The following is a 24311-nucleotide window of genomic DNA, read 5'->3' as shown; positions in this document are numbered from 1 at the left end:
CGGCTTCGCCGCGCTGGCGATCACCACTAGTCTTCGTCGGACCCGTCGGCGTTGGCTGATGCCGCCCCGGAGCCCCGGATCAGCGCCAACGTGGCCGCCAGCTCGTCAGGCTTCACCAGCACCTCGCGGGCCTTGGATCCTTCGCTGGGCCCCACGATGCTGCGGGTCTCCATCAGATCCATCAACCGGCCGGCCTTGGCGAACCCCACCCGTAGCTTGCGCTGCAGCATCGAGGTGGACCCGAACTGGCTAGAGACCACCAACTCCACGGCTTGCAGGAACACATCCATGTCATCGCCGATGTCGGGGTCGACGTCAGTGCGTTCGCCGGTTGGCTTGGCGGTGGTAACCCCCTCGGTGTATTCGGGTTCGGCCTGGTCCTTGCAGGCGGTGACGACGGCGTGGATCTCCTCGTCGGTGATGAACGCACCCTGCAACCGGACCGGTTTGCTGGCGCCCATCGGCAGGAACAGGCCGTCGCCCATGCCGATCAGTTTTTCCGCGCCCGCTTGGTCCAGGATCACCCGGCTATCGGTGAGCGATGACGTCGCAAACGCCAGCCGGGACGGCACGTTGGTCTTGATGAGCCCGGTGACCACGTCGACCGACGGGCGCTGGGTGGCCAAAACCAGATGGATGCCGGCTGCCCGCGCCTTTTGCGTGATCCGCACGATGGCGTCTTCGACGTCACGCGGCGCGGTCATCATCAGGTCGGCCAGCTCGTCGACAATGGCCAAGATGTAGGGGTACGGCCGGTAGACCCGCTGGCTGCCCAGCGGGGCCGTGATCTCCCCGGACCGCACCTTCTCGTTGAACACGTCGATGTGGCGTACCCGCGACGCCTGCATGTCCTGGTAACGCTGCTCCATCTCTTCGACCAGCCACGCCAGCGCGGCCGCCGCCTTCTTCGGCTGCGTGATGATCGGCGTGATCAGATGCGGAATACCGTCATACGGCGTCAGTTCCACCATCTTCGGGTCGATCAGGATCATCCTGACCTCTTCCGGGGTGGCACGCGTCAACAGCGACACCAACATCGAGTTGACGAAGCTCGACTTACCCGATCCGGTGGAGCCCGCAACCAACAAGTGCGGCATCTTGGCCAGATTGGCCGAGATGAAGTCCCCTTCGATGTCCTTGCCCAGCCCGATGACTAGCGGATGGTGGTCACGACGCGTCGAGGGCGCGGTGAGCACATCGGCCAGCCGCACCGTTTCGCGATCGGTGTTGGGTACCTCGATGCCGACGGCGGACTTACCGGGGATCGGGGCCAACATGCGGACGCTCTCGGTGGCCACCGCATAGGCGATGTTTTTCTGCAGCGCGGTGATCTTCTCCACCTTGACGCCGGGCCCCAGCTCGACCTCGTAGCGGGTGACGGTAGGTCCGCGGGTACAGCCAGTGACGGCCGCGTCGACCTTGAACTGAGTAAGGACCTCACCGATAGCGCTGGCCATGTGGTTGTTGGCGGCGCTGCGTTTCTTGGGCGGATCGCCGGCCACCAGCAGGCTCATGGACGGCAGCGTGTAGGGCCCCTCGATGACGCGGTCCAGTGTTTGGGTCTCCAGCTCCGCCGCCGATCGGGCGCCGCGACGGCTCTTGGCGGTACCAGTTTTCACGGCGGGTTCCGGAATGGTGGGAACGTCGTCCTGCGGCGGGACCTCAGGGGAATCGGCCGTCAGCCAGGCCGGCGGCTCTTGGTCAGCCTCGACATCCCCGGTATTCGGGTCGTCGTAGTAGCCGTCGGAGAAGTCTTCGTCGTCGTATCGGTACTCGCCGTCGTAGCCGGCGTCGTCGTGATCATCATAGTCACGCTGGAAAAGCCGGGTACCGAACATGCCGCGCAGCACGTCGGGCACCTCGCGGATCGTGGTTCCGGTCAGCAGCAGCAGACCGAATAGCGCGCCGATGAACAACAATGGTGCAGCGATCCAGGCCGTCAACCCGTCCGACAGCGGTCCCCCGATGGCAAACCCCAGGAAGCCTGCGGCGCCCCGCCGCGCCTCGGGGGTTTCCGGCGAACCCGCCCACAGGTGCCGTAGGCCGAGAAACGACAGCGCGATCAAAGTCGCACCGAGGATCAGCCGGGGCCGCGTGTCGGGATGGGGTTGGGTTCGCATCAACACCACCGCCACGGCAGCGGTGACCAGCGGCAGCATGACAACGGCCGAGCCGATGAACATCCGCAGCACGGCGTCGACCCACGCACCGATCGGCCGGGCGGCGTCGAACCAGGAGCTTGCGGCGACGACGACAGCAACGCCCAGCAGCGCCAGCGCGATTCCGTCGCGGCGATGTCCGGGCTCGATATGGCGAGCCCGCCCAATTGAGCGTGCCGCGCCACCGGTGCCCTTGGCCGCCATCAGCCAGGTCGCGCGCATGGCCCGGCCGCAGGTCAGCCCCGCGGCCAGGAGCAGCGACTGATTACGCCGTTTGGCGGGCCTGCTCACCCTGGGACGAGCTGGCGCTGATCGTCGACTTTGGGATGCACCTCGCGAGGTGGCCTTTGACCTGCTCGTTCGGTTGCCGGAGCGGGCGACGGTCTTACTAGCCATGACGACAAGCCTAGTCGCAACTACATCATCTGCACCACCCGCCACACTGGCAACGCTCGGCTGCGTCTCACGCGCCCGATCGATTGCCAGCAGGCGTGGGTAAGGTGACGAGCGGGTGACACAAATCATGCCGACGCCCGCCAGCCCGCGGAGTTTCAGGAGGCCACAGGATGCCCGTTGTCGTCGTCGCCACCTTCACCGTCAAGCCCGAATCGGTCGACACCGTCCGCGACATCCTCACCCGTGCCGTCGAAGACGTGCACGGCGAACCGGGCTGCCAGCTCTATGCGCTGCACCACACCGGCGAGACCTTCGTGTTCGTCGAGCAATGGGCCGATGCTGACGCGCTCCAGACACATAGCACCGCGCCCGCGGTCACCGCGATGTTTACCGCGACCCGCGAACACCTGGCCGAAGCACCAGATATCAAAATGCTGCAGCCCGTTCCCGCGGGCGATCCGAACAAAGGACAGCTACGCCAGTGACCGACCGCCTCCTGGACGGCCCGCTCAACGGCCGAGTCGCATTTATTACCGGCGCCGCACGCGGGCTGGGCCGGGCACACGCGACACGGCTGGCGGCCGACGGTGCGAACATCATCGCGGTCGACATCTGCGACCAAATCGCTGCGGTGCCGTATCCCATGAGCACCCGTGAGGACCTGGCGACCACGGTCAAGCTCGTCGAAGACACCGGCGCACGCATCGCAGCCACCCAGGCGGACGTCCGCGATCGCGCATCACTGTCCGCCGCATTGCAGGCCGGCCTCGACGAGTTCGGCAGGCTAGACATTGTCGTGGCCAATGCCGGGATCGCCGTGATGGCCGCCGGCGACGACGGCTGGCGCGACGTCATCGACGTCAACCTCACCGGCGTCTATCACACCGTGCAAGTCGCCCTACCGACCATGATCGCCCAGGGCGAAGGCGGGTCAATCGTATTAATCAGTTCGGCTGCAGGGCTGGTCGGTATCGGCAGCGACGACCCGGGATCGATCGGCTACACGGCCGCCAAGCACGGCGTCGTCGGCTTGATGCGGTCGTACGCGAATCATCTTGCTCCGCATAATATTCGGGTTAACTCAGTACATCCTTGCGGGGTCGACACGCCAATGATCAACAACGAGTTCTTCCAGCAATGGCGAGCAACCGTCGAGACTGATGCGGTGCAAGACTGGGGCAACGCGTTGCCTGTCGAGCTGGTGCAACCGGAGGACATCGCCAACGCAGTGGCATGGCTGGTGTCCGACCAGGCTCGCTATGTCACCGGCGTCACCTTGCCGGTCGATGCGGGCTTTGCGAATAGGCGGTAGGCAGATGGCGCGAAACCCCGCGGCACAGACGGCTTTTGGCCCGATGGTATTGGCGGCCGTCGAACATAATGAGCCACCCGGGCGCCGGCTGGTTGACGACGACCTCGCGGGCCTGTTTGTGCCGAGGCCACTGCGATGGCTCGTCGGTGCAACCCGGTCGGACGTGTTCCGTCGCCTACTGATCAGCTCATCGGAATGGTCGGGTCCCGGGCTGTGGGCCAATCTGGCCTGCCGTAAGCGTTTCATCGGCGACTTGCTCCAAGCAGCAGGCAACGATATCGACGCGGTTGTCATCCTCGGCGCCGGCTTGGACACCCGTGCTTACCGGTTGACGCGGCAGGTCCGCATCCCGGTCTTCGAGGTAGACCTGCCGGTCAACGTCGCCAGGAAAGCCAAGACGGTCCGCCGCGTGCTGGGCGAGCTACCGCTGTCGGTTCGGTTGGTCGCATTGGACTTCGAACATGACGACCTGCTCACCGCGTTGGCCGAGCACGGCTATCTCACCGAGTACCGGGCATTTTTCATCTGCGAAGGCGTGACCCAGTACCTCACCGAAGACGGTGTCCGGCGGACCCTGGAAGGACTACGCGCGGCCGCGTCGGGCAGCCGATTAGTGTTCACCTATGTCCGTCGGGACTTCATCGACGGAACAAATCGGTATGGCACCCGCACGCTATATCGCACCGTCCGTCAGCGGCGGCAATTGTGGCACTTTGGCTTACAGCCTGACGAGGTCGCGGGGTTTATCGCCGATTACGGCTGGCGGCTGGTGGAGCAGGCCGGGCCCGATGAGCTTTTCCAGCGCTACGTCGAGCCCACCGGCCGCAAACTCAAAGCATCGCAGCTGGAGTGGTCAGCCTACGCGGAAAAGACCTAGCCGCGAGAGTGCAACTACCGACGCCATCTCGGGCAACGTGTCGCTAGTTGCACTTTCGCGGCCGTCACACTTCGATGACCGTCGGCACGATCATCGGCTGCCGACGATAGGTTTCGCCTACCCATTTGCCGACGGTGCGGCGGACGGCCTGGGCGATCCGGATCGGGTCGGTCACGTTCGCGGCGACCAGCGACTCCAGCTCTGCCTCAACCTTGCGAACCGCAGGCTCAAGCGCTTTGGGGTCTTCGGAGAATCCGCGTGAATGCAGTTGCGGCACAGTGGCTGAACGCCCAGTGCCACGCTTCACCACCACAGTGACCGCGACAAAACCCGAGGACAAGATGAGCCGTTCGCCCAAGGTGATATCGCCGACATCGCCGGTAATCAGTCCGTCGACGAACATCTTGCCGACCGGAACGGCGCCGGCGATAGTGGCTTTGCCAGCGACCAAATCAACGCTAACACCGTTCTCGGCCAACAGAATTGACTCCTGCGACACCCCAGTGCTGGCGGCCAGCTTGGCATTGGCGCGAAGCATCCGCCAAGTGCCGTGCACCGGCATAACGTGGCGCGGCCGCACCCCGTTGTACAAGAACAGCAGCTCACCAGCGTAGGCGTGACCCGAAACATGCACCCGGGCTTGGGCGTTGGTGACGACTCGAGCTCCGATCTTGGCGAGCGCGTCGATGACGCCGTAGACCGCTTCTTCGTTGCCAGGGATCAGCGACGACGACAACACGACGAGATCACCAGAGGTCAGCGTGATGCTCCGATGCTCGCCGCGCGACATCCGCGACAGCGCCGACATCGGCTCACCCTGGGTGCCGGTGGTAATCAGCACCACCTGTTCTGGCGCCATCATCTCGGCAGCGGCGATGTCAATCAGATCCGAATCGTCTACTCGCAGGAATCCGAGGTCCCGCGCGATGCCCATGTTGCGGACCATCGACCGTCCGACGAACGACACCCGCCGGCCCAATGCCACTGCGGCATCGATAATCTGCTGCACCCGGTCCACATTGGAGGCGAAACACGCCACGATGACCCGCCCGTCGGCACCCCGAATCAGCCGATGCAGTGTCGGACCCACCTCGCTTTCGCTAGGTCCGACGCCGGGTATCTCGGCGTTGGTTGAGTCGCACAGGAAGAGGTCCACACCAGCGTCGCCCAGCCGGGACATGCCGGGCAGGTCGGTAGGGCGGCCGTCGAGCGGCAGTTGATCGAGCTTGATGTCGCCGGTGTGCAACACCGTTCCCGCGCTCGTGTAGACCGTGATGGCCAGCGCGTCCGGGATGGAATGGTTGACGGCGAAGTACTCGCACTCGAACACGCCGTGCCGAGAGCTCTGCCCCTCGGCGACCTCGACGAACACCGGTTTGATGCGGTGTTCACGGCATTTCGCGGCGACCAAGGCCAAGGTGAACTTCGAGCCGACGACCGGGATGTCGGGCCGCAGCTTGAGCAAGAACGGGATCGCACCAATGTGGTCCTCGTGCGCATGGGTCAGCACCAGCGCCTCGATGTCGTCGAGCCGGTCTTCGATATGGCGCAGGTCCGGCAGGATCAGGTCGACGCCGGGCTCGTCGTGGCCGGGGAACAGCACACCGCAGTCGATGATCAGCAGCCGGCCCAGATGCTCGAAAACCGTCATATTGCGGCCGATTTCGCTGATGCCGCCCAACGCGGTGACCCGCAACCCACCTGAGGCCAGAGGACCTGGTGGGGCTAGGTCTACATCCACTTGTCGGCCACCTTTTGGCTCACTTCTCACTCACCGAAGCACCGAGGCCGCACGCATATCGGCAGCCAACGCATCGATCTGCTCTGCTGTTGCCGGCATCTGCGGCAGCCGCGGATCACCGACGTCAATACCCTGAAGCCGCAAACCTGCCTTGGACATCGTCACCCCACCCAGGCGGCCCATCGCGCTGCACAGCGGGCCGATCGCAACGTTGATCTTTCGAGCAGTGGTGATATCCCCGGAACCGAAGGCGGACAACAGCTCTCGAAGCTGTCCTGCGGCCAGATGAGAAATCACGCTGATGAAGCCGATGGCACCCATCGCCAGCCAGGGCAGGTTCAGTGCGTCGTCGCCGGAATAGTAGGCCAGGCCAGTTTCGGCCATGATCTGGCCACCGCTGTGCAAATCAGCCTTGGCCTCCTTGACCCCGACGATGTTGGGATGCGACGCCAGTGTGCGAATCGTGTCAGGCTCGATCGGCACGACCGACCGCCCGGGAATGTCGTAGAGCAGCACCGGCAGCTCGGTAGCATCGGCGACCGCGGTAAAGTGCGCAACCAGCCCGGTCTGCGGCGGCTTCGAGTAGTAAGGGGTAACCACCAGGAGTCCGTGCGCGCCCTCGGCCGCGCAAGCCTTGGCGAGTCGGACGCTGTGAGCTGTGTCATAGCTGCCCGCGCCGGCGATGACTCGGGCTCGGTCGCCCACCGCCTCAAGTACGACACGCAGCAGTTGGAGTTTCTCGTCGTCGGTGGTGGTCGGCGACTCGCCGGTGGTGCCCGAGAGCACCAGGCCGTCACACCCCGCGTCGACCAGGTGTTTCGCCAGCCGCGCCGCGGCCGCAGGGTCAAGGGAGCCATCAGCGTCGAACGGTGTCACCATCGCGGTCAGCAGAGTCCCCAAACGTGCGGGAGCGTCGAATCCGACGGTGGTCACGGTCCCAGGCTACCTGGCGATGCCAAGCTTTCAGCAACCGCGCGAGGGTGCGTGTTTTTCCAGCGACACGCCGTCTGGGCTGTACCGCCGCGGGCGCTCGCGACCGCCCCGGGCCTCAGGCTTCGGTGGCTAAAGGACTGGTCGCGACCTCGGTACCGTCAGCGAGTGCGGTGATCTCGAAGTCGGCGAATACTGCGGGCGCAACGTCGACGAGCTGACGCAGACAGGCAATGGCCAGCCGCCGGATTTCGACGTCGGCGTGCTCGCTGGCCCGCATGGCGATGAAGTGCCGCCATGCCCGGTAGTTCCCGGTCACGACGATGCGGGTCTCGGTGGCGTTGGGCAGCACCGCGCGGGCTGCTTGGCGGGCCTGCTTGCGCCGCAGCACGGCCCTGTTCCCGGCGGGCTCACCTGCCATGAACTTGGCTTCCAGCTTGGCCAGCAGTTCGGTGTAGGTGGCCCGGCTGGCGTCTGCGGCCGCGATAAGGATCTGCTGAAGTTCGTGGTCATCTTCCATGCCCGGTGGCACCACGACTCGGGCGTCCTTTTCCGGCACGTAGCGCTGCGACAGCTGCGAGTAGGAGAAATGCCGGTGTCGGATCAGCTCATGAGTGCATGATCGCGAGATGCCGCTGATGTAGAACGAAACGCTGGCATGCTCGAGCACCGAAAAATGCCCGACGTCGATGATGTGTTTGATGTACGCGGAGTTCGTCGCAGTCCGGGGATTGGGCTTCGACCAGCTCTGGTAGCAGGCTCGGCCGGCGAACTCGACCAGCGCGGAGCCGCCGTCGGCGTCGGTAGTCCACGACACGTCGGGAGGCGCCAGAAACTCAGTCTTGGCAATCAGTTGCACGCGTAGCGGCGCGGTCTCGGCCACGGCGCTCACCTTAGCCGGGTGACGATGCGCGCCGCGGAGCGGCGCGAGAAGGAGCCCGGCAATCAAACCCAGCCGGGTGACGATGCGCACCGCGGAGCGGCGCGAGGTGGGGGTACCCCCAGGCGCGCAGCGGCGAGGGGGCGAGCCCGGCAATCAGGTCGTCCGGGCCAGCTCTCGGCGGAACTGGCGGAGCAGCAGCGCTGTGGTCGCGGCAAAGCCTGTGCTGAGCCCGATCCATACCCCCAGGCCGCGTAAGCCCGCCGAAAAGGCCAACAACAGCGTCATCGGTAATCCGATCACCCAATATCCGATCGTGGTTGCTCGTACTCCCGTCGTGGTGTTCCCCATCCCCCGTAGTAACCCGATGGCGATGTTTTGCGTGAATTCCACCATTTGCTGGGCTATGGCAAAAAGCAGGAAAAGCTTGGCCAGCAACATCGTTGCCGGGGCCGCAGCAGGACCGAGAAATGGTCGCAGCACCCAGGTTGGTGCTGTCACGTAAAGCACCCCGATTATGACCGTGGTGATTGCGCCGAGGACCAGCGCGACCGCGGCAATCTGCTGGACGCGTTCTCGGTTGCCCTGGCCGAGAACGCGGCTGATCAGAATCGACGATGCATGCGACAAACCGATGCTGATTTGGAAGGCGATGCGGGTCAGGTGAGTGACCACATTAAACGCGGCCAGCATGACCGGGCCGAAGACGCCCACCACCACCGCGGCGAGAGAGGTGAAACCTGCCTCTGAGCCGTACGTCAACGAGATAGGGATGCCAAGGCCCAGGAGCCGGCGAGCCGTTGCAGTGTGGGCGTTCCAGCCGTCTATCGCTAGTAACGAGGCAAGCTGATCGTCCCGGCGCAGCAAGCTGTAAAACACGACAACCATCAGCGTCTGCACAAGTGTTGTGGCCAAACCGATTCCCACCAAACCGAGCTTCGGAAATCCCGCAACTCCGCGAATGAACGCAATGTCTAGTGCCGCGTTGACGGCGACTGCGAAGACGCTGATCGTTAGCAATGACCCAGGGCGGCGCATGCCGACTGCGAACTGGCGCAATACATTGAGCCACACCATCGGGACCAGCCCGGGAGCCATCGCGATCATCATTGGCCGTGCCAGCGCCAGCGCGTCCTCGTCCACACCGAAGAGCGGCAAGAGGTAGCCGAGCGCGATGAGCGCTGCTCCTAGTAGCACAGCCGCAGCGGTCGCCACCAAAAACGACGACCTCGTGATCTGATGCAGTTCGGCTCGCGCGGGTGCGTCCAAGCCGTCGGCTCCGCAGCGTGCTTCGCCTGCACTGGCCGCACTGGCGACCAGGTTCCCGACTGCGGTCACCGCACCGACACACGTTGTTCGCATCATGTCGTACAAGGCCAAGGCCAGACCACCGCCGGCGATGGCTGGCACACCGATCAGCCCCATCATGGCCAAATCGGTGGTGGTCAACGCCACTTGGGCGAATTGGACTCCGACGATCGGCGCCGCCAACGCGGTGATTTGCCGACCGACGCGCACCAGGCTAACAGGGCGCGCGCTGCCGGCTTCACGCGCTGGCGCAAGGCTCATAACTGATAGCCGTTTTCATCGAGTTGCCAGCGAAAGTTTCCTCGATTATCGTGGGTAACAACAATTTTGGGTGGAACTCGGAGTCCATGGAACTCCGATTCGTTCTTATCCATCTGATAGCCAGCCGTATTCGGATAGATGAGCAAGTCGCCATGGCGCGGTTCCCGTGGCAGCACAACCTTGCGCCAGGTCAACATGTCGTACTCAAGGCAGCTGGCTCCGCCTACACAGCTGCGAACCGGACCTGCCAGCTGACCGTCGCCGGGCTCTTTTGCCGGCCACAGAATCGGGTCCGGCAGGAACTCGCTAGATTTCCACTGCTCCGACATGCTCATGCTCAGCCCGCGAATGGTGGTGATCCCGTAGTCGCCGCGTCGCTTAAAGCCCTCGACGGGGAAGACCGTGACCCCTGCCCGATCAAGTAATGCGCGCCCCGGTTCGAGAAGCAGCTTGGTATCCGTTCTGATGAACTTCTCACCGACTGTTGCTGAACCGCAACCAGTTTCGCTGGCTAAAATCGCGGCCAGCATGTCCGCACCGACAGGCGACTGATGGTATGGATACCACTGAGCAAACTGCTTGCTTGCGTGAAAATCCGCCGCGTTGCTGTTATGCAAGAAGCGCGCCCATGTCTGGGCCTCGAAATAGCTGACTGCGAACCCCCCACCGATAGAGATGGAGGTAGCTGCCAACCCTCGCGCTCGCGCGTCGACTAGACGGTCCAGTAATTGGTCGGCCAGCTGCGCCCGGGGCTGGACCTCGTATCCGCTGAGATGAAACGAGAATCCTTCCATCGATACTCGATGCCGCTGTTCAACGCATCGACTGAGGGCGATGTCCAGCTCATCGGCATCAAAGCCAAATCGGCTGTCGGGGTTGACCTCTGGGAGCACGCGCAGCAGGACGTGCACACATTCGCGGTAGGGCACCAGCGCGAGCAGCCGGTCAAGTTCATCCAAGGCGTCGATCGCGATGAGACAATCGTGGCGGGCGGCCAGCCACAACAGTCGTTCACTTTTGGCCGGCCCGGTAACCACGAGGTCGGTTCCGCGCACACCACGGGCAAGCGCATGCACCAACTCCTCGGCGCTGGCGACGTCGACCCCCGCCCCAGCCTCGGCGCATGCCTGTAACCAGGCTCCGGCCTTGTTCGCCTTCTTGGCGAACATCACGTGCCCATCCAAGCCAGCCGACGAGATGGCGTGCATAAAGGCCGCCAAGTTGGCGGCGAACTGTTGGGGGAACAGCACATGGAAAGGTCCGCCGACCGCATGAGCCATATCTGCCAACAGAAACGGGTCGCCGGTGACCCCACGAAACCATGGCGGCGCAATCGCCGGCAATGACAAAGCATCCTGTTCTAGCTCCACAGCCAGATCTCCTGACCATCGGCAGCGGACATGGGCTGGCAGGGTTCGAGGGATTGCAGTGTCTTGTGGGAACTCATTTCAATCTCACCATGCAGCAAGGCCAGTACCATAGGCGGAGGATGGGGTGCTGGAGGTTCGACGGGCACCGATGACACCGACTCGCAACCGGCGAGCGCAACCGCCCATACCGCGATCGCCGTCGCGATGATCGACCGCCACCACCGCGACGGCGAGGTGCCCGTTAACCGCATATCGCCATCACGACTGGTCCACAGCCGGTTGGCTGCGGTAGCCAGCGAATGAGGCATCGTCTGCCGGGCAATCACGCTCCTAGCGTATACCCGGTACGGGTATCTGTCTACGGACCTGGACCCTTCCGGATATCAGCAGTGGCAGCAGTGCGTCGCGGAAGGTTGCCAGCCGAGTCGACTCGGTGCGTCGCTCATCACACAATGCACCTAAGCGCGCTAACATCCGCGACTGTTCGGTAGCCAAGCGGCGCACATCTCGCACCCGAACCTTGAGGAGTTCCTGCGGTTGAATACGCTGGCGACTTCCGGTGGTACCCGCAGCGTGCTGTTGCAGGGTTCGCACGACATCAGGTTGCCGTATCGCCGACCACAGCGTCGATGTATCGACGCTGGTTGGCCGTAGCACCACAAATTCGGCGCTCGCTAATGCCATGTGCGACGGCAGAGTCACCACGTTCCAGATTCGCGGAATTCTCGGGTTCAGCTTTGCAACCAACACGCACGGCTCTGACAAGACAAACTTGCCGCTCCTAATGGCCGCGGCGGTGACGATTTGCGGCTTCGCGCCGTCGTCGAACGCCGGAAAGCTGAAATGGGCCACCACATCGTCGAATTCACCCGCGTTGAGTACTACAGTCGACCGACTCGCCAGGTCAGACAGCGGCACGTGCTCAGAGACCGACTCGACAGTGGCGAGCATTAAGGCCTCGGCGGCCGCAATAACGCGTTGATTGCCGGCAATTTTGTCATCGAGCGCCCCGAGCAGCTCCGAAACCCGTTGCCGCTGCGGCGTTGCGACCGCACCGATCGACAAGTCGCGCAGAATCCGCTGGTTGAGCAGTGGCTGGCCGGATCCGGCCCGGTGTTCATTCAGTCGGCAAGTCTGCAACACGTAGTACCAATATCGCGTCTCTGTGCGATCCTTAGCCCGGCAGACCAGCGCGTTATCCGTGACCCAGACATCGGATTCGCAGTAGTGCAAGCTACCGCAATACGATCCAATACGACCCACGACTACGAGTGGGCCACTGGCATTGTGCTGTGCAGCGTAACCGATCACCCCGTTGGCGCCATAAACCGGATAACGACCACCTGATTCGCGCGCCGGCGAAGTACGCCCGTTGCTGAAGTCGAGGCAATCACCCAGCCTGACCTTCACCACAGGCGCTCTACTTGCTCGCGTACCACCCGTTCCAATCGCGCCGATTCGTCGAGCGCCGCCAGCAGATCCCCGGCCAACCGCGCGATTTTCTCGGCGACTGGCTCCCCGTCATCTTCGGTCACCGGAACGCCCACATACCGTCCCGGCGTGAGGGTGTACCCCGAGGCTCTAATATCGTCCAGCGACGCTGATCTACAAAATCCCGGGACATCCTGGTAGATAATGCCTTTCGAGGACGCCGACTTCGACCCGCACCACGCGTGGTACGTGTCGCCGATACGGGCGACCTCGTCGTCTGTCAATGCTCGTTCAGCGCGATCCACCAGATAGCCGAGCCCGCGCGCGTCAATAAACAGCACCTGCCCGGATCGATCTGCACCACACGTTTTGTCTGTAGCAAAGAACCACAGACACACCGGAATTCCGGTGCTGCGGAACAGCTGTGCTGGTAGCGCGACCATGCACGACACCAGGTCCGCCTCCACGATCCGCGCGCGAATATCGCCTTCCCCACCCGTGTTCGACGACATCGAGCCGTTGGCCATCACCACGCCGGCAGCGCCGCCAGGTGCGAGCTTGGACAGGATGTGCTGGAGCCAGGCGTAATTCGCATTGCTGGCAGGTGGAATGCCGAAGCACCACCGCGGGTCTTGCTCATCGCGGGCCCAATCCTTAATGTTAAAAGGCGGATTGGCCATCACATAGTCCATCTGCATGCCGGCGTGCTGGTCGTTGACGAATGTGTCGCCCCACCGCGCGCCACCGTTGTCGATGCCGTGAACGGCGAGGTTCATCTTTGCCATCCGCCAGGTGTGCTCGACGCTCTCCTGCCCGTGGATCGAAACATCCGTCGGGTTGCCGTCGTGCTCATAGATGAACCTCTCGGTCTGCACGAACATTCCGCCCGAGCCACAACACGGGTCATACACCCGACCGCTGGACGGCTCGAGGACCTCGACAATTATCTTCACGACGCTGGGTGGGGTGAAGAATTCACCGCCGCGGCGTCCTTCCGCGCGAGCGAAATTGCCCAGGAAGTACTCGTATACCTCCCCCATCAGGTCCCGCGCGCGATGGGAGCCCTGCCGGCTGAACCGTGCGTTGTCGAGCAACTCGACCAGCTCGCCCAGCCGGCGCTGGTCAACGGTCGTATATAGCTGCGGCAGGGTGCCGGCCAGCGCCGGGTTAGCCGTCATTACGGCGTCCACCGCCTCGTCGATGAGCTGGCCGATGTTCTTAGACTTTGCGTTGTCCGCCAACAACTTCCAGTGCGCCGATAGCGGGACCGCAAACACGCCGTCGGTTCCTTCGCGATCAACGTCCGAGACGTATTTGAGAAACACCAGGCCGAGGATTACGTCCTGGTATTGGTTGGCCGGTAGCGACCCGCGCAGCTTGTTGGCAGCCTTCCAGAGCGTGTCCTTGAGCTCCTTCACCGTCGACGGTGCCTGCGGCTCGTGTTTCTTGCCCGGAGGCATCCTCGAGTTCCTTCCTACGTTGTTATCCGCAGCCAGCGGCGCGTAGCTGTCCGGCCAAGTCGCCCCGGCGGGACACCGTGACTCCACCCAAGCCCAGCCAGGACGCCATCGACTCCAGCTCGCTGGCAAGTGCCGCGCTAACCCGAGTCGGCGGTACATGCTCGGCATGCTGGTCCTCACCGAATGCACCCACGACGCGCAGCGTGTTGCGGGCTCGGTCGGCCTTAAGGTCAACACGCGCGACCAACCGGCCGTCCAGCAGCAGCGGCCACACGTAATACCCGTACTGGCGTTTGACCGCCGGCGTGTAGATCTCAATGCGGTAGCGAAAGCCAAACAGCCGCTCTACCCGCTGCCGAAAGAAGATCAACGGGTCGAATGGGCACAGCAGCGCGGTGCCGCGGTCAACGCGTGGCACCGTCCGGCCATGCCGCAGATATGCCTGCGCTGACCACCCCTGGACACTGACCGGTTCAATCTCACCGGCCGCCACCAGATCAGCGATAGCCGGCTTAACCTGTTGAGCCGACAGCCGGAAGTAGTCGCGGATGTCGGCCTCGGTACCCACACCCAGGGCGGTGGCGGCCCGCAACGTCAGCTCGCGCACGGCTACATCGTCGTCGACCTCCCGAGCCAACACCCTGGGTGGCAGCACCCTTTCCACCAAGTCGTAGTGACGGGCGAAGCCCACCCGGGTGGCGGTGGTGAGCACCCCGGAGGCAAACAGCGCCTCGGCAACCCACTTGGTGTCACTGCGATTCCACCAGGAACCCTTTGCCGTCCGTGGCGCAGCGGACAAATGCGCCTCGATCTGCCCTGCGGTGCTGGGCCCAAGCTCGCCGACAGCGGCGACGATGTCGTCGGCCAACTGCGGGTTGGCCTTGACGATATGGCTGCCCCAGCGGCCATGCCGATACTGACGCATCCGCCAGCGCAACAGCGGCCAGTCATCGACGGCCATGAGGGCGGCCTCGTGTGCCCAGTACTCCACCAACAGCCGCGCCGAACAGGTGGAGTGACCCCACGCCGCGCGGTCCAATACATCGCGGTCGTACGGCCCAAGCCGGCTAAAAACAGGCGCGTAGTGGGCACGCACCGCCACCGACACCGAATCCAACTGCAGCACTTGGATCCGCGAGATCAGCCGCTTCAAATGCGTACGGGTGATCGGGCCGGCGGGTTTAGGCTCGGCGAAGCCTTGTGCGGCGACCGCCACCCGACGCGCCTGCGCGGTGGTTAGGGTGCTCATGGACACGCGCCGCGACGATGCAGAGCGAAGCGATGAGGAGAAGCGGTGCTCATGGACGCTGATAGCTGTGCAACCGGTACCGCAGCCCGGAACGGCTCACCAGCCACTCCCCCGTCACACCCGACCATGTCTCGTCGAGCACCGGGGCCAGCGCGTCATCGTCTGCACGAGGCAGGTCGGTGTCCACCTCGGTGACCTCGCAACGGGTCGCCAGCGGCAACGCGAGCCGGTAGATCTGCTCGCCGCCAATCACCCACGTCTCGGGTTCGGTCTCGACAGTGGCGATGGCTTCGTCGAGTGAACCGAACACCTCCGCCCCCTCAGCCGTGAAGCCAATTTGGCGGCTCAGTACCACATTTCGGCGGCCGGGCAGCGGGCGAACCCCAGCCGGCAACGAATCCCAGGTCCGTCGGCCCATCACCACGGTGTGACCCATCGTCAGCTGTTTGAAGCGAGTCAGATCCTCGGGCACTCGCCAGGGGATACCACCGTCGCGCCCGATCACACCGGTGGTCGACTGAGCCCAGATCAGGCCCACCACTGCGTCGGCGCGCGTCATACCGCAACTGGGGCTTTGATCGCCGGGTGCGGATCGTAATGTGTGACGACGATGTCCTCGTAGGTGTAGTCGAATATCGAATCACGCTGCGCTAGAAAGAGTTCCGGGTACGGTCGGGGTTCACGGCTGAGCTGCAACCGTACCTGCTCGACGTGGTTGTCGTAGATGTGGCAGTCACCGCCCGTCCAGACGAACTCGCCAACCGAGAGACCGGCCTGGGCGGCCATCATGTGGGTCAGCAGCGCGTAGCTGGCGATGTTGAACGGCACACCAAGAAACAGGTCGGCGCTGCGCTGGTAGAGCTGGCAGCTCAGCCGGCCTTGGGCCACGTAGAACTGGAAGAAGGCGTGACACGGCGGCAGCGCCATCTGCGGGATTTCACCGACATTCCAGGCAGACACAATGATGCGCCGAGAGTCCGGGTCGGTGCGTAGCAGATCCAACGCGGTGCTGATTTGGTCGATGTGATCACCCGAGGGAGCCGGCCAAGATCGCCACTGCACACCATAGATCGGCCCGAGATCGCCTGTGCTGCTGGCCCACTCGTCCCAGATGGTGACTCCATTCTCGCGCAGCCAGGCGACGTTGGAGTCGCCCCGCAAGAACCACAGCAACTCGTAGACCACCGACTTGAAGTGCACCTTTTTAGTCGTGACTAGCGGGAACCCAGCCGACAGGTCGTAACGCAACTGCTGGCCGAACAGGCTGCGGGTCCCGGTGCCGGTGCGGTCCGCTTTGACCACGCCGCGGTCAAGCACAAGACGCAGCAAGTCCTCGTATGGCGTCGCGATTGGCATGTTGGCCAGTCTAGTGAGCGGTCCCGACGCCGAAACTCGGCCCGCGAACGTGAAGCTGGCCGCACGTTCGCCGCACGAAGCCGCGCAGAGTAGAACAGAGACCATGCCGAACCTCACCGACAGCCTCACCACGCCCGACGGCCGTTGCCCCGTCCAGTTGTTCACCCCCGACGGAGACGGACCTTGGCCCGGCGTGGTCATGTACCCCGACGCCGGCGGCGTACGCGACACGTTTTACCAGATGGCGGCCAAGCTGGCCGGGTTCGGCTACGCAGTGCTGCTGCCCGACGTGTACTACCGCCACGGCCACTGGGCCCCGATCAACATAGCGACGGCGTTCGGCGACGCGAACGAACGCAAGCGGGTGATGTCCATGATGGACAGCGTCACGTCGGACATGATGGCCAGCGACGCCGGCGCCTTCTTCGACTATTTAGCCGCTCGCCCCGAGGTAGCCGGGGAGCGGTTCGGCGTCTGCGGCTATTGCATGGGTGGGCGGACTTCGGTGGTGGTGGCGGGGCGGCAACCCGACCGCGTTGCCGCCGCCGCGTCCTTCCACGGTGGCGGCCTGGTGACCGACACCGCGGACAGCCCGCACCTGCTGGCCGACCGGATGAAGGCCACGGTCTACGTGGGCGGTGCCGAGAATGACGCGTCGTTCACCCCGGACCACGCCGAACAGCTCGACAAAGCGCTGACGGCAGCCGGTGTTGAGCACCGCATCGAGTGGTACTCGGCCGCCCACGGGTTCGCGGTCCCGGATAACCCGCCGTATGACGCCGCCGCCGACGAGCGGCATTGGACGGCGATGACCGAGGTCTTCGGAGCCAAGCTGGCTGGCTGACAGACGCTTGCGCGATCTGGCCCGTGGGACTGCGGGTTATGGCACGAGGACACCATCGCCACCGGCGAGTCGATCGGCGAGTACCGCGTCAGGGTGGAGGGCGGATTTCCCCGGTTTTTCAGCCTTGTGGCGCAGTCTGCCCCATTATTGGTTGATGAACTTCCTGGAGCGCGATTGGGCGGCCACCTCTGACCAGCTAGGCCGCCGATGGGTATCGACGCCTCACTAGGCCAAGACGAGCAGACGTGCCTTCCTGCAAGGATGAGCGGTGTTTCCGGCCCGCTGGTCCGGATTATTCGGGATCAGCGAGTCACCTTCCTCACTGTTGGTGCTGCGAACACGGCAATCGGAATGGGTTGGTTCGCTGTGTTCCTCTGGCTGTTACGGGATGCCATCGGCTACCTGGGCGTGTTGCTCTGCACGCACATCGTGGCCATGCTGTGCGCGTTCGTCCTCAACCGCAGGTTCGTGTTCCACGTGACCGGTCACGTGTTGCGTGACCTTGCCCGGTTCGAGCTGGTCAACCTCTCCGTGCTGGGCTTCAACTTCGCTATGTTGCCGCTGCTGGTCGAGGTGTTCGGCTTGCAGGTACTGCTATCGCAGCTGGTCGTCGTCACCGTAACCGTGGTGTACAGGTGGTTTGCTCACCGCTGCTTCACGTTTCGCCGTAGCCTCCCCGAAGTCGTTTAGCGACGAGCCCGTCGCCGACGCCGACCACGAGGGTCCCAAGGTCGTTAGCCACCGACGGCGGCTTGGTTGACCGAGCAGCCTTCGACCTCGCCGAGCCGGTCTCGACGTGGGGCTATGCCGGTAATCGTCATTCGAATCGGCCAAACGGCAGCCGGCCTACAGTCACCGGTGCTAACTTGTGGCAATCATGTTTGCCGTGTCTCGCCAGCTAGCGCCGCAGAGCCTGCTGCGCGACGCCAAGACCCGGTCGACCGTATTTGCCCTGACCAGTGCACGTTCAGGGACCATGTGTCTCAGCGAGTTACTTAAGCGCAATGCACCGCAGTGCACCGTCGTACACGAAAGCAACGATCTCAATCTGTGGAACCCGTCGATGTTCGGCCGGGTAATCTACGACCGCGCCACAGGACAGTTCGACGCCGTGCGGGCCGTGCTGCGCAGAAAGCGCCGCGCGATCGACTTGTGCGGCACGCCGATTTACATCGAAACCAGCCACGCCTTCCTCAAGTCCTACTGGGATCTTGCCCCGGAGTTCTTTCCGCAGTCCAAGGTATTTCACCTGATCCGCCATCCGCTGGAAGTCGCATGCAGCGAATCGAATCGCGAAAGATGGATGGTCAAGCGCCGCAAGTATCCCGTGCGCTACCGGTATCGGTATTACCGCGGACGCGACGGCCGCCGGTACAAGCGCTGGACGCTCACCGAACTTGAGCCAATTTTCAGCAGCTTCGACCTATCACAGCTCACCCTTTTTCAACGCTATCTCATCCAGTGGATCGAGCTCGAAAACAGGGCCATGGACTACCTGCAGCGCTTCGACATGCACGCCCGTTGCCTTACTCTGCACAGCCCACAGGACTTGAACAGTCCGCAGGCCGCGGCCGCCATCTTGGACTTCGTCGGCGTTGGTCACTCAGGTGTGGCGTTGCTACCCGGCGTACAGAACGCCACGCCACCGGGGTATGAGACCACCCTGGGTGACAGTGAGCTGCACCAATGCAGCGACGTTGTCGCGGCCCTACCGGCGACTTATCTAGAGATTTTCCAACACGAGCCGTATGCCGGGCAGCCGTGGGCCGCGCTGCTGAGCAAGTAATAGGCCCACGGGCCCACCAACTCTGCGTGCGAACGCTGGACCGCTAGCGGCGCCGATCATGAGACCGGCAGGTCCACCAATTCGGCTAGTCGGGCCCGATGACGGTAGGCGGTGCCAAAAGCCAACTGGTCGCTCTTGGCCCGCTTCAGGTATAGGTGCGCCGGATACTCCCACGTCATTCCGATACCACCGTGCAGCTGTACGCATTCCTCAGCGACATGAACAGCGATGCCACTGCAGGAGGCCTGCGCGACGGACGCGGCGATGGTTGCGTCTTCATCGCCTCTAGCGCACGCGTCGGCGGCGTATCGGGCAGCGGCCGTGGCCGTACCGACCGCAAACCACAGGTCCGCGAGCCGGTGTTTGATCGCCTGGTATGAGCCGATCGTGCGACCGAACTGCTTGCGTTGCTTGGCGTAGGCCAGTGTGGTGTCAAAACACCACTGCGCGACCCCGAGCTGCTCAGAGGCGAGCAACGCCGCCCCGATCTCTAGCGCTGCTGACACGGCCGCATCCCCCCTGCCTACCCGCGACGATGCCACCGCCGAAAACCGAACGTCGGCAAAGGGTCTGGTCATATCCAGGGCCAGCACCGGCGACACGTCGACACCGGCCGCACTACGCGCAACGGTGTGCAGCTCGAGTCCGTCCAGGCCGGCGACCGGCACCACCAATACGTCAGCTTCGCGGGCACCCGCGACACCGCTGACGGACCCCGTCAAACCATCAGAGCCGATACTCACCCCGGCGACCGGATCGCCCGGCGCGGTGCACAGCGGCACCACCAGCGCCGCGGTGACCGTACCCTGGGCCAGCGCCGACACGGTCTCGGTGTCGCCGGCGCGCAACAGCGCGACGGTGGCGAGCACCGCGCTGGACAAGAACGGCACCGGCGCGACGGCCCGGCCGATCTCCTCCATCACGATCGCGGCCTCACGAGCACTCGCACCGGCACCGCCAAGCGACTCGGGCACCAACAACCCGGCTATCCCCAGCTCAACAGCTGCTATTCTCCAGACATCTGAAAAGTATTGCAGCGCTGAGGTATCCGAGTCGTAAGCGCGAATGACCGATTCCGGTGGACACTTTTCGACGAACAGGCGGCGCACGCTGTCGCGCAGCGATTCCTCGGTGTCCGAGTACAGCAGGTCGCCAATGCTCATCTATCCAGATCCTTCCATGCGAGATCCTTATCGACGCGATAGTCGCCGGGCAATCCGAGAATCCCCGCTTCGCCCCACAGCCGCATTAGCTCGTCGTGCATCGCGGGATTACGCACCAGACTCAGATCGAACCACGCACCAAGGAAATCGCGCGGCTCGCTGGTGGCTGGGTTGCGCTCCTCGAGGAGCAGCCTCACGCGCGCATCCAGGTCGACGGCAATACTCATTGCTGGGCTTGCGGTTGAGTGCGGAATCCCTGTGCGTTGCCGAGCAGCAGACCGCCGTCGACGACCATCGTCTCGCCGGTGATCCAGCTCGCCGCGTCCGAAACGAGGAAGACAACCGCGCCCGCGACATCAATGGGCTCACCAATTCTTCCGAGCGCGATGGTCGCCGCAAGCGGATCCTCGTGGTCTTTCCAGAGCGCCTCGGCCAGCCTGGTACGAACGACGCCTGGGCAGATCGCATTGACCCGGATGCCCGGCGAGAGTTCCAACGCCAATTGCTTGGTGACATGGATCAGTGCGGCCTTGGTGGCGTTGTACATCCCCATGGCCGGCGATTGGTGCAGGCCGCCGACGGAGCCGGTATTGACCACCGCACCGCCATGTTCACCCATCCATGCTTTGACGACGAGCGAGGTCCACAGCAGCGGAGCCCACAGGTTGACATCGAAAATCTTGGCGAACCGCGCGTGGTCCTGCTCGATCAGCGGACCATACGCAGGGTTGGTTCCCGCGTTGTTGACCAAGATGTCGACACTGCCGAAGCGCTGCAGCGTGCGCTCGACGCAGTGTCGCGCGGCATCCTCGTCGACCGCGTGAGCGCCAACGCCCAGCGCCCCATCACCGACCTGTGCCGCGGCCGCCTCCGCCGCCTCTTGCTTGCGGGCGGTGAGCACCACATTGGCGCCGGCGGCCGCGAGCTGTTGGGCGATCGCCAGCCCGATGCCGCGCGACGCGCCGGTGATTATGGCGGTACGACCGGTCAGATCCAGTGAGGTCATTTGGTATGCCTTCTGTTGCGTTGATGCCCGGACCCCGCCAGCGGAGGGCACCGGGCGCACCCCGGTCTCTCGTGCCATGTTTCGCGGCCGCCTACATGTGGTATGCGACCAGAATGTTAGTGAGATTAACCCTGATGAAACCACTGGCAGTGGCCGGGGTTGTTGCCGTGGCGATGGCCGTCGCACCAACGGCCGCAGCCGACGTTTTCGCTGCTAGCCCCGCGACCACTACCACGATCACTCATTTTGTTCCCATGGACGATCCGGGCGGAGGTGGCTGCGACAACAACGGCAACTGCGGCTCCGGAGGCCAAAACGGAGGCCCCGGCGGCGGTCCGGGCGGCCAAGGCTGTATCCCCAATGTCGGGTGCGGCGCCGGAGGAGTAAACGCGGGACCGGGTGGCGTCCCAGGCGGTTACGGATGCCTGCCGGGCGTCGGCTGCGGTTCCGGGCACGGGTAAAAACCTGGCGAGACGGCCGTTATTTCGTTTGCGGCATCAGACGACGACCTGCTTAGGCATCACGATCGGCTTGAAGCCGTATCGGGGCCCAGCGGCGACACCGGCACCGCCCTTGGCTGCCGCAGCCATCCCCGGCATCCCGGGCATCGCTGCCATCGACTCGGCTTCCGCCGGAACGGCCCAGCCCGAGCCCTCCAACACCGACGTGCCTGACGTCAATGCCGGGGCAGCGGTGGACCAACTCGCCGGCACCGACAAGCCACCGACCGCGGACGCCTCACCCAGACCCGCAGCGACGCCCGTCGGCGTCACCGTGTTTACCAAATCCGCTGCTCCCGCGGCGGCCGGAGCAACATCGGCGACAGTTGCGGCCGGAGCGAGAGTGTGTTCAAGGCTCACCGCGGTGGGGATGGCATTCATCACGAACCACGCCGCGGTGTTGACCACGCCGTTGATGGTATTTTGCACGAACGGAAAGTCGAGAATGTCTGGGATGTCCTGAATAATTCCGCTCAGCTCCGTCGCGGCGGTCGACGTGACCGGGGAGGCAAGTCCCATGACCGCGTTGGGCAAATTGTTGATCAGGTTCCCCAGGCCGACCTGCTGGACGGTGCTCGACGCCGCGGCACCGATCGCGGCGGCCTGGCCGGCTAGCCCGGTCGGGTTGGTCATCTGCGACGGCGAGGTCAATGGGTTAAGCGTCCCGGCGGTCGCCGAGGCGGCAGCGTAGCCGTACATAGCCAAGGCGTCTTGCACCCACATCTCATGATATTGGGCCTGGGTCGCCATGATTGCCGGTGTGTTTTGGCCCAGCGCGTTCGTCGCCACGAGGACCGCTAACAGAGCCCGGTTAGCAGCGACCATCGGTGGTGGCACCGTCATCGCAAACGCCGCCTCAAAAGCGGCCGCGGATGCCATCGCCTGGGAGGCTGCATGTGCTGCGGCCTCACCGGTGTAGGTCAACCAGGCCACAAACGGCTGAGCGGCGGCGGCCATCGATAGCGACGCGGGGCCCAGCCATTGCTCGCCGGTCAGCTCCGCGATCACCGACTCGAAAGCGGCTGCCGTAGTGCTTAACTCGGCTGCTACACCGTTCCAGGCCGCGGCGGCGGTCATCATCGGTGCCGCACCCGGACCGGCATACATGCGTGCCGAGTTGATCTCTGGGGGTAAAGCTCCGAAGTCCATTTTTTAACCCTCCCAAGTCTCTGCGCTAAGTTCTGTAAGCTGCCGCCGGCCCCTAAACGGTCTCCGGTTTTGGCATCACGATGGGCTTGGCGCCGTAACGCGGCACCCCAAAGCTCACGCTGTTGCGGGTGCCCGAGGCCAACCCCGGCATCCCGGGCATCGCTGACACCGGCGCGGCTTGCGGCGCGGCAGCGGTCCAGCCCACGCTCTGCACCGTCGCAGCGCCAGTGCTTGCCACCGGAGTCACCACTCCAGCCCAGCTGGGTGGCACCGCCAATGCGCCGACCATGGAGGCCTGGCCCATGGCCGCGATCGGGGCCTCGCCGAGGCCCGCTGCGGCCGCCGCGGCTGGTGCTACGGCCGCGGCCGGTGCGACCGCTGCGGCCGCGTCAGCTGGTGCGGACGGCGCAGCAGAAAGAAGGCCGCCACCGGCCATCCCGAGCAGATCGGATGCGGCGGAAGCCCAGTTCCCGATCCCGACGTCGAGGATGTTGGAAAGATCGTCCAGCCAAGTGGGGATTGTCGGCGTCGCGCCGACAAGGCTCGAGATAGCCGAAAGCGGTGAAGCGGCCGCCGACGAGTTCGCGGCCTCGGTGGTTGCATAGGTCCCGGCGCTGACCCCCAAGGTATTCACGAACATCGCGTACATGGCCGCGGCTTCGGTGCTGACCTGCTGGTAGAGGGTGCCGTAAGCGGCAAATTGCGACGCCTGCAGCATCGATACCTCGTCAGCGGCAGCGGGAATCACGCCAGTGGTTGTCGGGGCTGCTACCGCGGCGTTTTGAGCGTTCATCGCTGACCCGATTGTCTCCAGTTTGGCCGCCGCAGCGGCCAATTCTTCAGGCTGCGTGGTCAGGAATGACATTTAGTGCTCCTCGTGTGTGAAACATGCCGACCGGTAGCGACGGCTAATTCGTGGGTGCGGCAAACTTTGCCAGAATATTTGCTGGTCAGCCCCTGTGCGTTCAGAAAAGGCTAACGACCCGCGGCTCCGCAACCACCATCGAAAGACGCCGATGAGGGTGTTTTTTACGGGTTCTTAACGCGTGTCTCGGCAGATTTAACATGGTCCTGTCGGGTGTGCCATTTAATGTCAAGCAACCGCACCGGAATGAACCACGCGCCGCGCGATT

Annotated in this window: 23 protein-coding genes and 1 pseudogene; 7 read left to right on the top strand and 17 right to left on the bottom strand. The window is 64.0% G+C overall.

Annotated features, from left to right (window positions below):
* Nucleotides 1-26 precede the first annotated feature (26 nt).
* Nucleotides 27-2727: pseudogene (locus B586_RS07570) on the bottom strand (FtsK/SpoIIIE family DNA translocase).
* Here B586_RS07570 and B586_RS07565 point away from each other — a divergent pair.
* From B586_RS07565 to B586_RS07555, 3 genes are read left to right on the top strand one after another with little or no spacing between them, the layout of a single operon-like run.
* Nucleotides 2726-3040, top strand: coding sequence for a putative quinol monooxygenase (locus tag B586_RS07565; protein ID WP_054880282.1), 315 nt, complete (start codon nt 2726-2728; stop codon nt 3038-3040). The pseudogene B586_RS07570 and the gene B586_RS07565 sit on opposite strands and share 2 nt — an antisense overlap.
* On the top strand, nt 3037-3867 hold the full coding sequence (locus B586_RS07560) for a mycofactocin-coupled SDR family oxidoreductase (protein WP_047315304.1): 831 nt from the start codon (nt 3037-3039) through the stop codon (nt 3865-3867). Before B586_RS07565 ends, B586_RS07560 begins: the two co-directional genes overlap by 4 nt.
* A 4-nt stretch (nt 3868-3871) precedes the next feature.
* Nucleotides 3872-4744 carry an SAM-dependent methyltransferase gene (locus B586_RS07555; protein WP_054880283.1) on the top strand — a complete coding sequence of 291 codons (873 nt, stop codon included), beginning with the start codon at nt 3872-3874 and terminating at the stop codon, nt 4742-4744.
* A 64-nt stretch (nt 4745-4808) separates the two neighbouring features.
* Here B586_RS07555 and B586_RS07550 read toward each other — a convergent pair whose 3' ends face one another.
* The 11 genes from B586_RS07550 to B586_RS07500 all read right to left on the bottom strand — a co-directional run bounded on the left by B586_RS07550 (nt 4809) and on the right by B586_RS07500 (nt 16730).
* Entirely contained in the window at nt 4809-6485 is a 1677-nt protein-coding gene (locus B586_RS07550) for a ribonuclease J (protein ID WP_054880284.1), read from the bottom strand.
* Between the two features lie 30 nt (nt 6486-6515).
* Entirely contained in the window at nt 6516-7418 is a 903-nt protein-coding gene (gene dapA / locus B586_RS07545; protein ID WP_047315301.1) for a 4-hydroxy-tetrahydrodipicolinate synthase, read from the bottom strand.
* Nucleotides 7419-7533: 115 nt separating this feature from the next.
* Nucleotides 7534-8298, bottom strand: a complete 765-nt coding sequence (gene thyX, locus B586_RS07540; protein ID WP_047315389.1) for an FAD-dependent thymidylate synthase — start codon at nt 8296-8298, stop codon at nt 7534-7536.
* Nucleotides 8299-8451: 153 nt separating this feature from the next.
* Complete coding sequence (locus B586_RS07535; protein ID WP_054880285.1) at nt 8452-9864, bottom strand: MATE family efflux transporter; 1413 nt, start codon at nt 9862-9864, stop codon at nt 8452-8454.
* On the bottom strand, nt 9861-11234 hold the full coding sequence (locus B586_RS07530) for a type III PLP-dependent enzyme domain-containing protein (protein ID WP_054880286.1): 1374 nt from the start codon (nt 11232-11234) through the stop codon (nt 9861-9863). The genes B586_RS07535 and B586_RS07530 overlap by 4 nt, the downstream gene beginning before the upstream one ends.
* Nucleotides 11225-11560, bottom strand: a complete 336-nt coding sequence (locus B586_RS07525; RefSeq protein ID WP_156166475.1) for a hypothetical protein — start codon at nt 11558-11560, stop codon at nt 11225-11227. The genes B586_RS07530 and B586_RS07525 overlap by 10 nt, the downstream gene beginning before the upstream one ends.
* Nucleotides 11561-11564: 4 nt before the next feature.
* Nucleotides 11565-12644 (bottom strand): restriction endonuclease subunit S, encoded by a 1080-nt coding sequence (locus B586_RS07520; RefSeq protein WP_047315388.1) that lies wholly within the window; start codon nt 12642-12644, stop codon nt 11565-11567.
* Nucleotides 12641-14125, bottom strand: a complete 1485-nt coding sequence (locus B586_RS07515) for a class I SAM-dependent DNA methyltransferase (protein WP_047315297.1) — start codon at nt 14123-14125, stop codon at nt 12641-12643. Before B586_RS07515 ends, B586_RS07520 begins: the two co-directional genes overlap by 4 nt.
* Before the next feature lie 22 nt (nt 14126-14147).
* Complete coding sequence (locus B586_RS07510; protein WP_054880287.1) at nt 14148-15374, bottom strand: winged helix-turn-helix domain-containing protein; 1227 nt, start codon at nt 15372-15374, stop codon at nt 14148-14150.
* Nucleotides 15375-15423: 49 nt separating this feature from the next.
* Nucleotides 15424-15915: a dihydrofolate reductase gene (locus tag B586_RS07505; RefSeq protein ID WP_168162580.1), complete on the bottom strand. Its 492-nt coding sequence runs from the start codon at nt 15913-15915 to the stop codon at nt 15424-15426.
* 14 nt (nt 15916-15929) lie between these two features.
* Nucleotides 15930-16730, bottom strand: coding sequence for a thymidylate synthase (locus B586_RS07500; RefSeq protein ID WP_047315294.1), 801 nt, complete (start codon nt 16728-16730; stop codon nt 15930-15932).
* A 103-nt stretch (nt 16731-16833) separates the two neighbouring features.
* Between B586_RS07500 and B586_RS07495 the strand changes: the two genes are divergently transcribed.
* The 3 genes from B586_RS07495 (at nt 16834) to B586_RS07485 (ending at nt 19360) form a co-directional block, all read left to right on the top strand.
* The gene (locus B586_RS07495) at nt 16834-17574 is read left to right on the top strand and encodes a dienelactone hydrolase family protein (RefSeq protein ID WP_054881018.1); all 741 of its coding nucleotides are present in this window, start codon (nt 16834-16836) and stop codon (nt 17572-17574) included.
* 261 nt (nt 17575-17835) lie between these two features.
* Nucleotides 17836-18264: a GtrA family protein gene (locus B586_RS07490; RefSeq protein WP_047315293.1), complete on the top strand. Its 429-nt coding sequence runs from the start codon at nt 17836-17838 to the stop codon at nt 18262-18264.
* 196 nt (nt 18265-18460) lie between these two features.
* Complete coding sequence (locus tag B586_RS07485; RefSeq protein ID WP_156166474.1) at nt 18461-19360, top strand: hypothetical protein; 900 nt, start codon at nt 18461-18463, stop codon at nt 19358-19360.
* Nucleotides 19361-19416: 56 nt separating this feature from the next.
* On the opposite strand, the gene B586_RS07480 is transcribed toward B586_RS07485, so the two are convergent.
* Genes B586_RS07480 through B586_RS07470 form a run of 3 tightly spaced genes read right to left on the bottom strand, consistent with a single transcriptional unit; the run spans nt 19417 to nt 21529 of the window.
* Nucleotides 19417-20523 carry an acyl-CoA dehydrogenase family protein gene (locus B586_RS07480; protein WP_054880290.1) on the bottom strand — a complete coding sequence of 369 codons (1107 nt, stop codon included), beginning with the start codon at nt 20521-20523 and terminating at the stop codon, nt 19417-19419.
* The gene (locus B586_RS07475; RefSeq protein WP_054880291.1) at nt 20520-20750 is read right to left on the bottom strand and encodes a hypothetical protein; all 231 of its coding nucleotides are present in this window, start codon (nt 20748-20750) and stop codon (nt 20520-20522) included. The genes B586_RS07480 and B586_RS07475 overlap by 4 nt, the downstream gene beginning before the upstream one ends.
* On the bottom strand, nt 20747-21529 hold the full coding sequence (locus B586_RS07470) for an SDR family oxidoreductase (RefSeq protein WP_047315289.1): 783 nt from the start codon (nt 21527-21529) through the stop codon (nt 20747-20749). The genes B586_RS07475 and B586_RS07470 overlap by 4 nt, the downstream gene beginning before the upstream one ends.
* A 134-nt stretch (nt 21530-21663) precedes the next feature.
* Here B586_RS07470 and B586_RS21960 point away from each other — a divergent pair, with 134 nt between their 5' ends.
* Nucleotides 21664-21990 carry a PE-PGRS family protein gene (locus B586_RS21960; RefSeq protein ID WP_082129532.1) on the top strand — a complete coding sequence of 109 codons (327 nt, stop codon included), beginning with the start codon at nt 21664-21666 and terminating at the stop codon, nt 21988-21990.
* 36 nt (nt 21991-22026) lie between these two features.
* Here the strand turns inward: B586_RS21960 and B586_RS07465 are convergent, their stop codons facing one another.
* Nucleotides 22027-23178, bottom strand: a complete 1152-nt coding sequence (locus B586_RS07465) for a PPE family protein (protein ID WP_047315288.1) — start codon at nt 23176-23178, stop codon at nt 22027-22029.
* A gap of 52 nt (nt 23179-23230) precedes the next feature.
* Complete coding sequence (locus tag B586_RS07460) at nt 23231-24043, bottom strand: PPE family protein, SVP subgroup (protein ID WP_047315287.1); 813 nt, start codon at nt 24041-24043, stop codon at nt 23231-23233.
* Nucleotides 24044-24311: the final 268 nt, after the last annotated feature.

It is taken from the genome of Mycobacterium haemophilum DSM 44634, from assembly GCF_000340435.2.
Taxonomy (GTDB): Bacteria; Actinomycetota; Actinomycetes; order Mycobacteriales; family Mycobacteriaceae; genus Mycobacterium; species Mycobacterium haemophilum.
The sequence above is the reverse complement of the archived record's forward strand: the minus strand, read 5'-3'. Positions and strand labels throughout refer to the sequence as shown.

Bases quoted from the DNA above. Each gene is read 5' to 3' on its own strand.
- B586_RS07460 (WP_047315287.1), bottom strand. From the start codon at position 24,043: ATGTCATTCCTGACCACGCAGCCTGAAGAATTGGCCGCTGCGGCGGCC.
- B586_RS07480 (WP_054880290.1), bottom strand. From the start codon at position 20,523: ATGAGCATTGGCGACCTGCTGTACTCGGACACCGAGGAATCGCTGCGC.
- B586_RS07495 (WP_054881018.1), top strand. From the start codon at position 16,834: ATGCCGAACCTCACCGACAGCCTCACCACGCCCGACGGCCGTTGCCCC.
- B586_RS07500 (WP_047315294.1), bottom strand. From the start codon at position 16,730: ATGCCAATCGCGACGCCATACGAGGACTTGCTGCGTCTTGTGCTTGAC.
- B586_RS07470 (WP_047315289.1), bottom strand. From the start codon at position 21,529: ATGACCTCACTGGATCTGACCGGTCGTACCGCCATAATCACCGGCGCG.
- B586_RS07465 (WP_047315288.1), bottom strand. From the start codon at position 23,178: ATGGACTTCGGAGCTTTACCCCCAGAGATCAACTCGGCACGCATGTAT.
- B586_RS21960 (WP_082129532.1), top strand. From the start codon at position 21,664: ATGAAACCACTGGCAGTGGCCGGGGTTGTTGCCGTGGCGATGGCCGTC.
- B586_RS07535 (WP_054880285.1), bottom strand. From the start codon at position 9,864: ATGAGCCTTGCGCCAGCGCGTGAAGCCGGCAGCGCGCGCCCTGTTAGC.
- B586_RS07510 (WP_054880287.1), bottom strand. From the start codon at position 15,374: ATGAGCACCCTAACCACCGCGCAGGCGCGTCGGGTGGCGGTCGCCGCA.
- B586_RS07555 (WP_054880283.1), top strand. From the start codon at position 3,872: ATGGCGCGAAACCCCGCGGCACAGACGGCTTTTGGCCCGATGGTATTG.
- B586_RS07490 (WP_047315293.1), top strand. From the start codon at position 17,836: ATGAGCGGTGTTTCCGGCCCGCTGGTCCGGATTATTCGGGATCAGCGA.
- B586_RS07475 (WP_054880291.1), bottom strand. From the start codon at position 20,750: ATGAGTATTGCCGTCGACCTGGATGCGCGCGTGAGGCTGCTCCTCGAG.
- B586_RS07515 (WP_047315297.1), bottom strand. From the start codon at position 14,125: ATGCCTCCGGGCAAGAAACACGAGCCGCAGGCACCGTCGACGGTGAAG.
- B586_RS07565 (WP_054880282.1), top strand. From the start codon at position 2,726: ATGCCCGTTGTCGTCGTCGCCACCTTCACCGTCAAGCCCGAATCGGTC.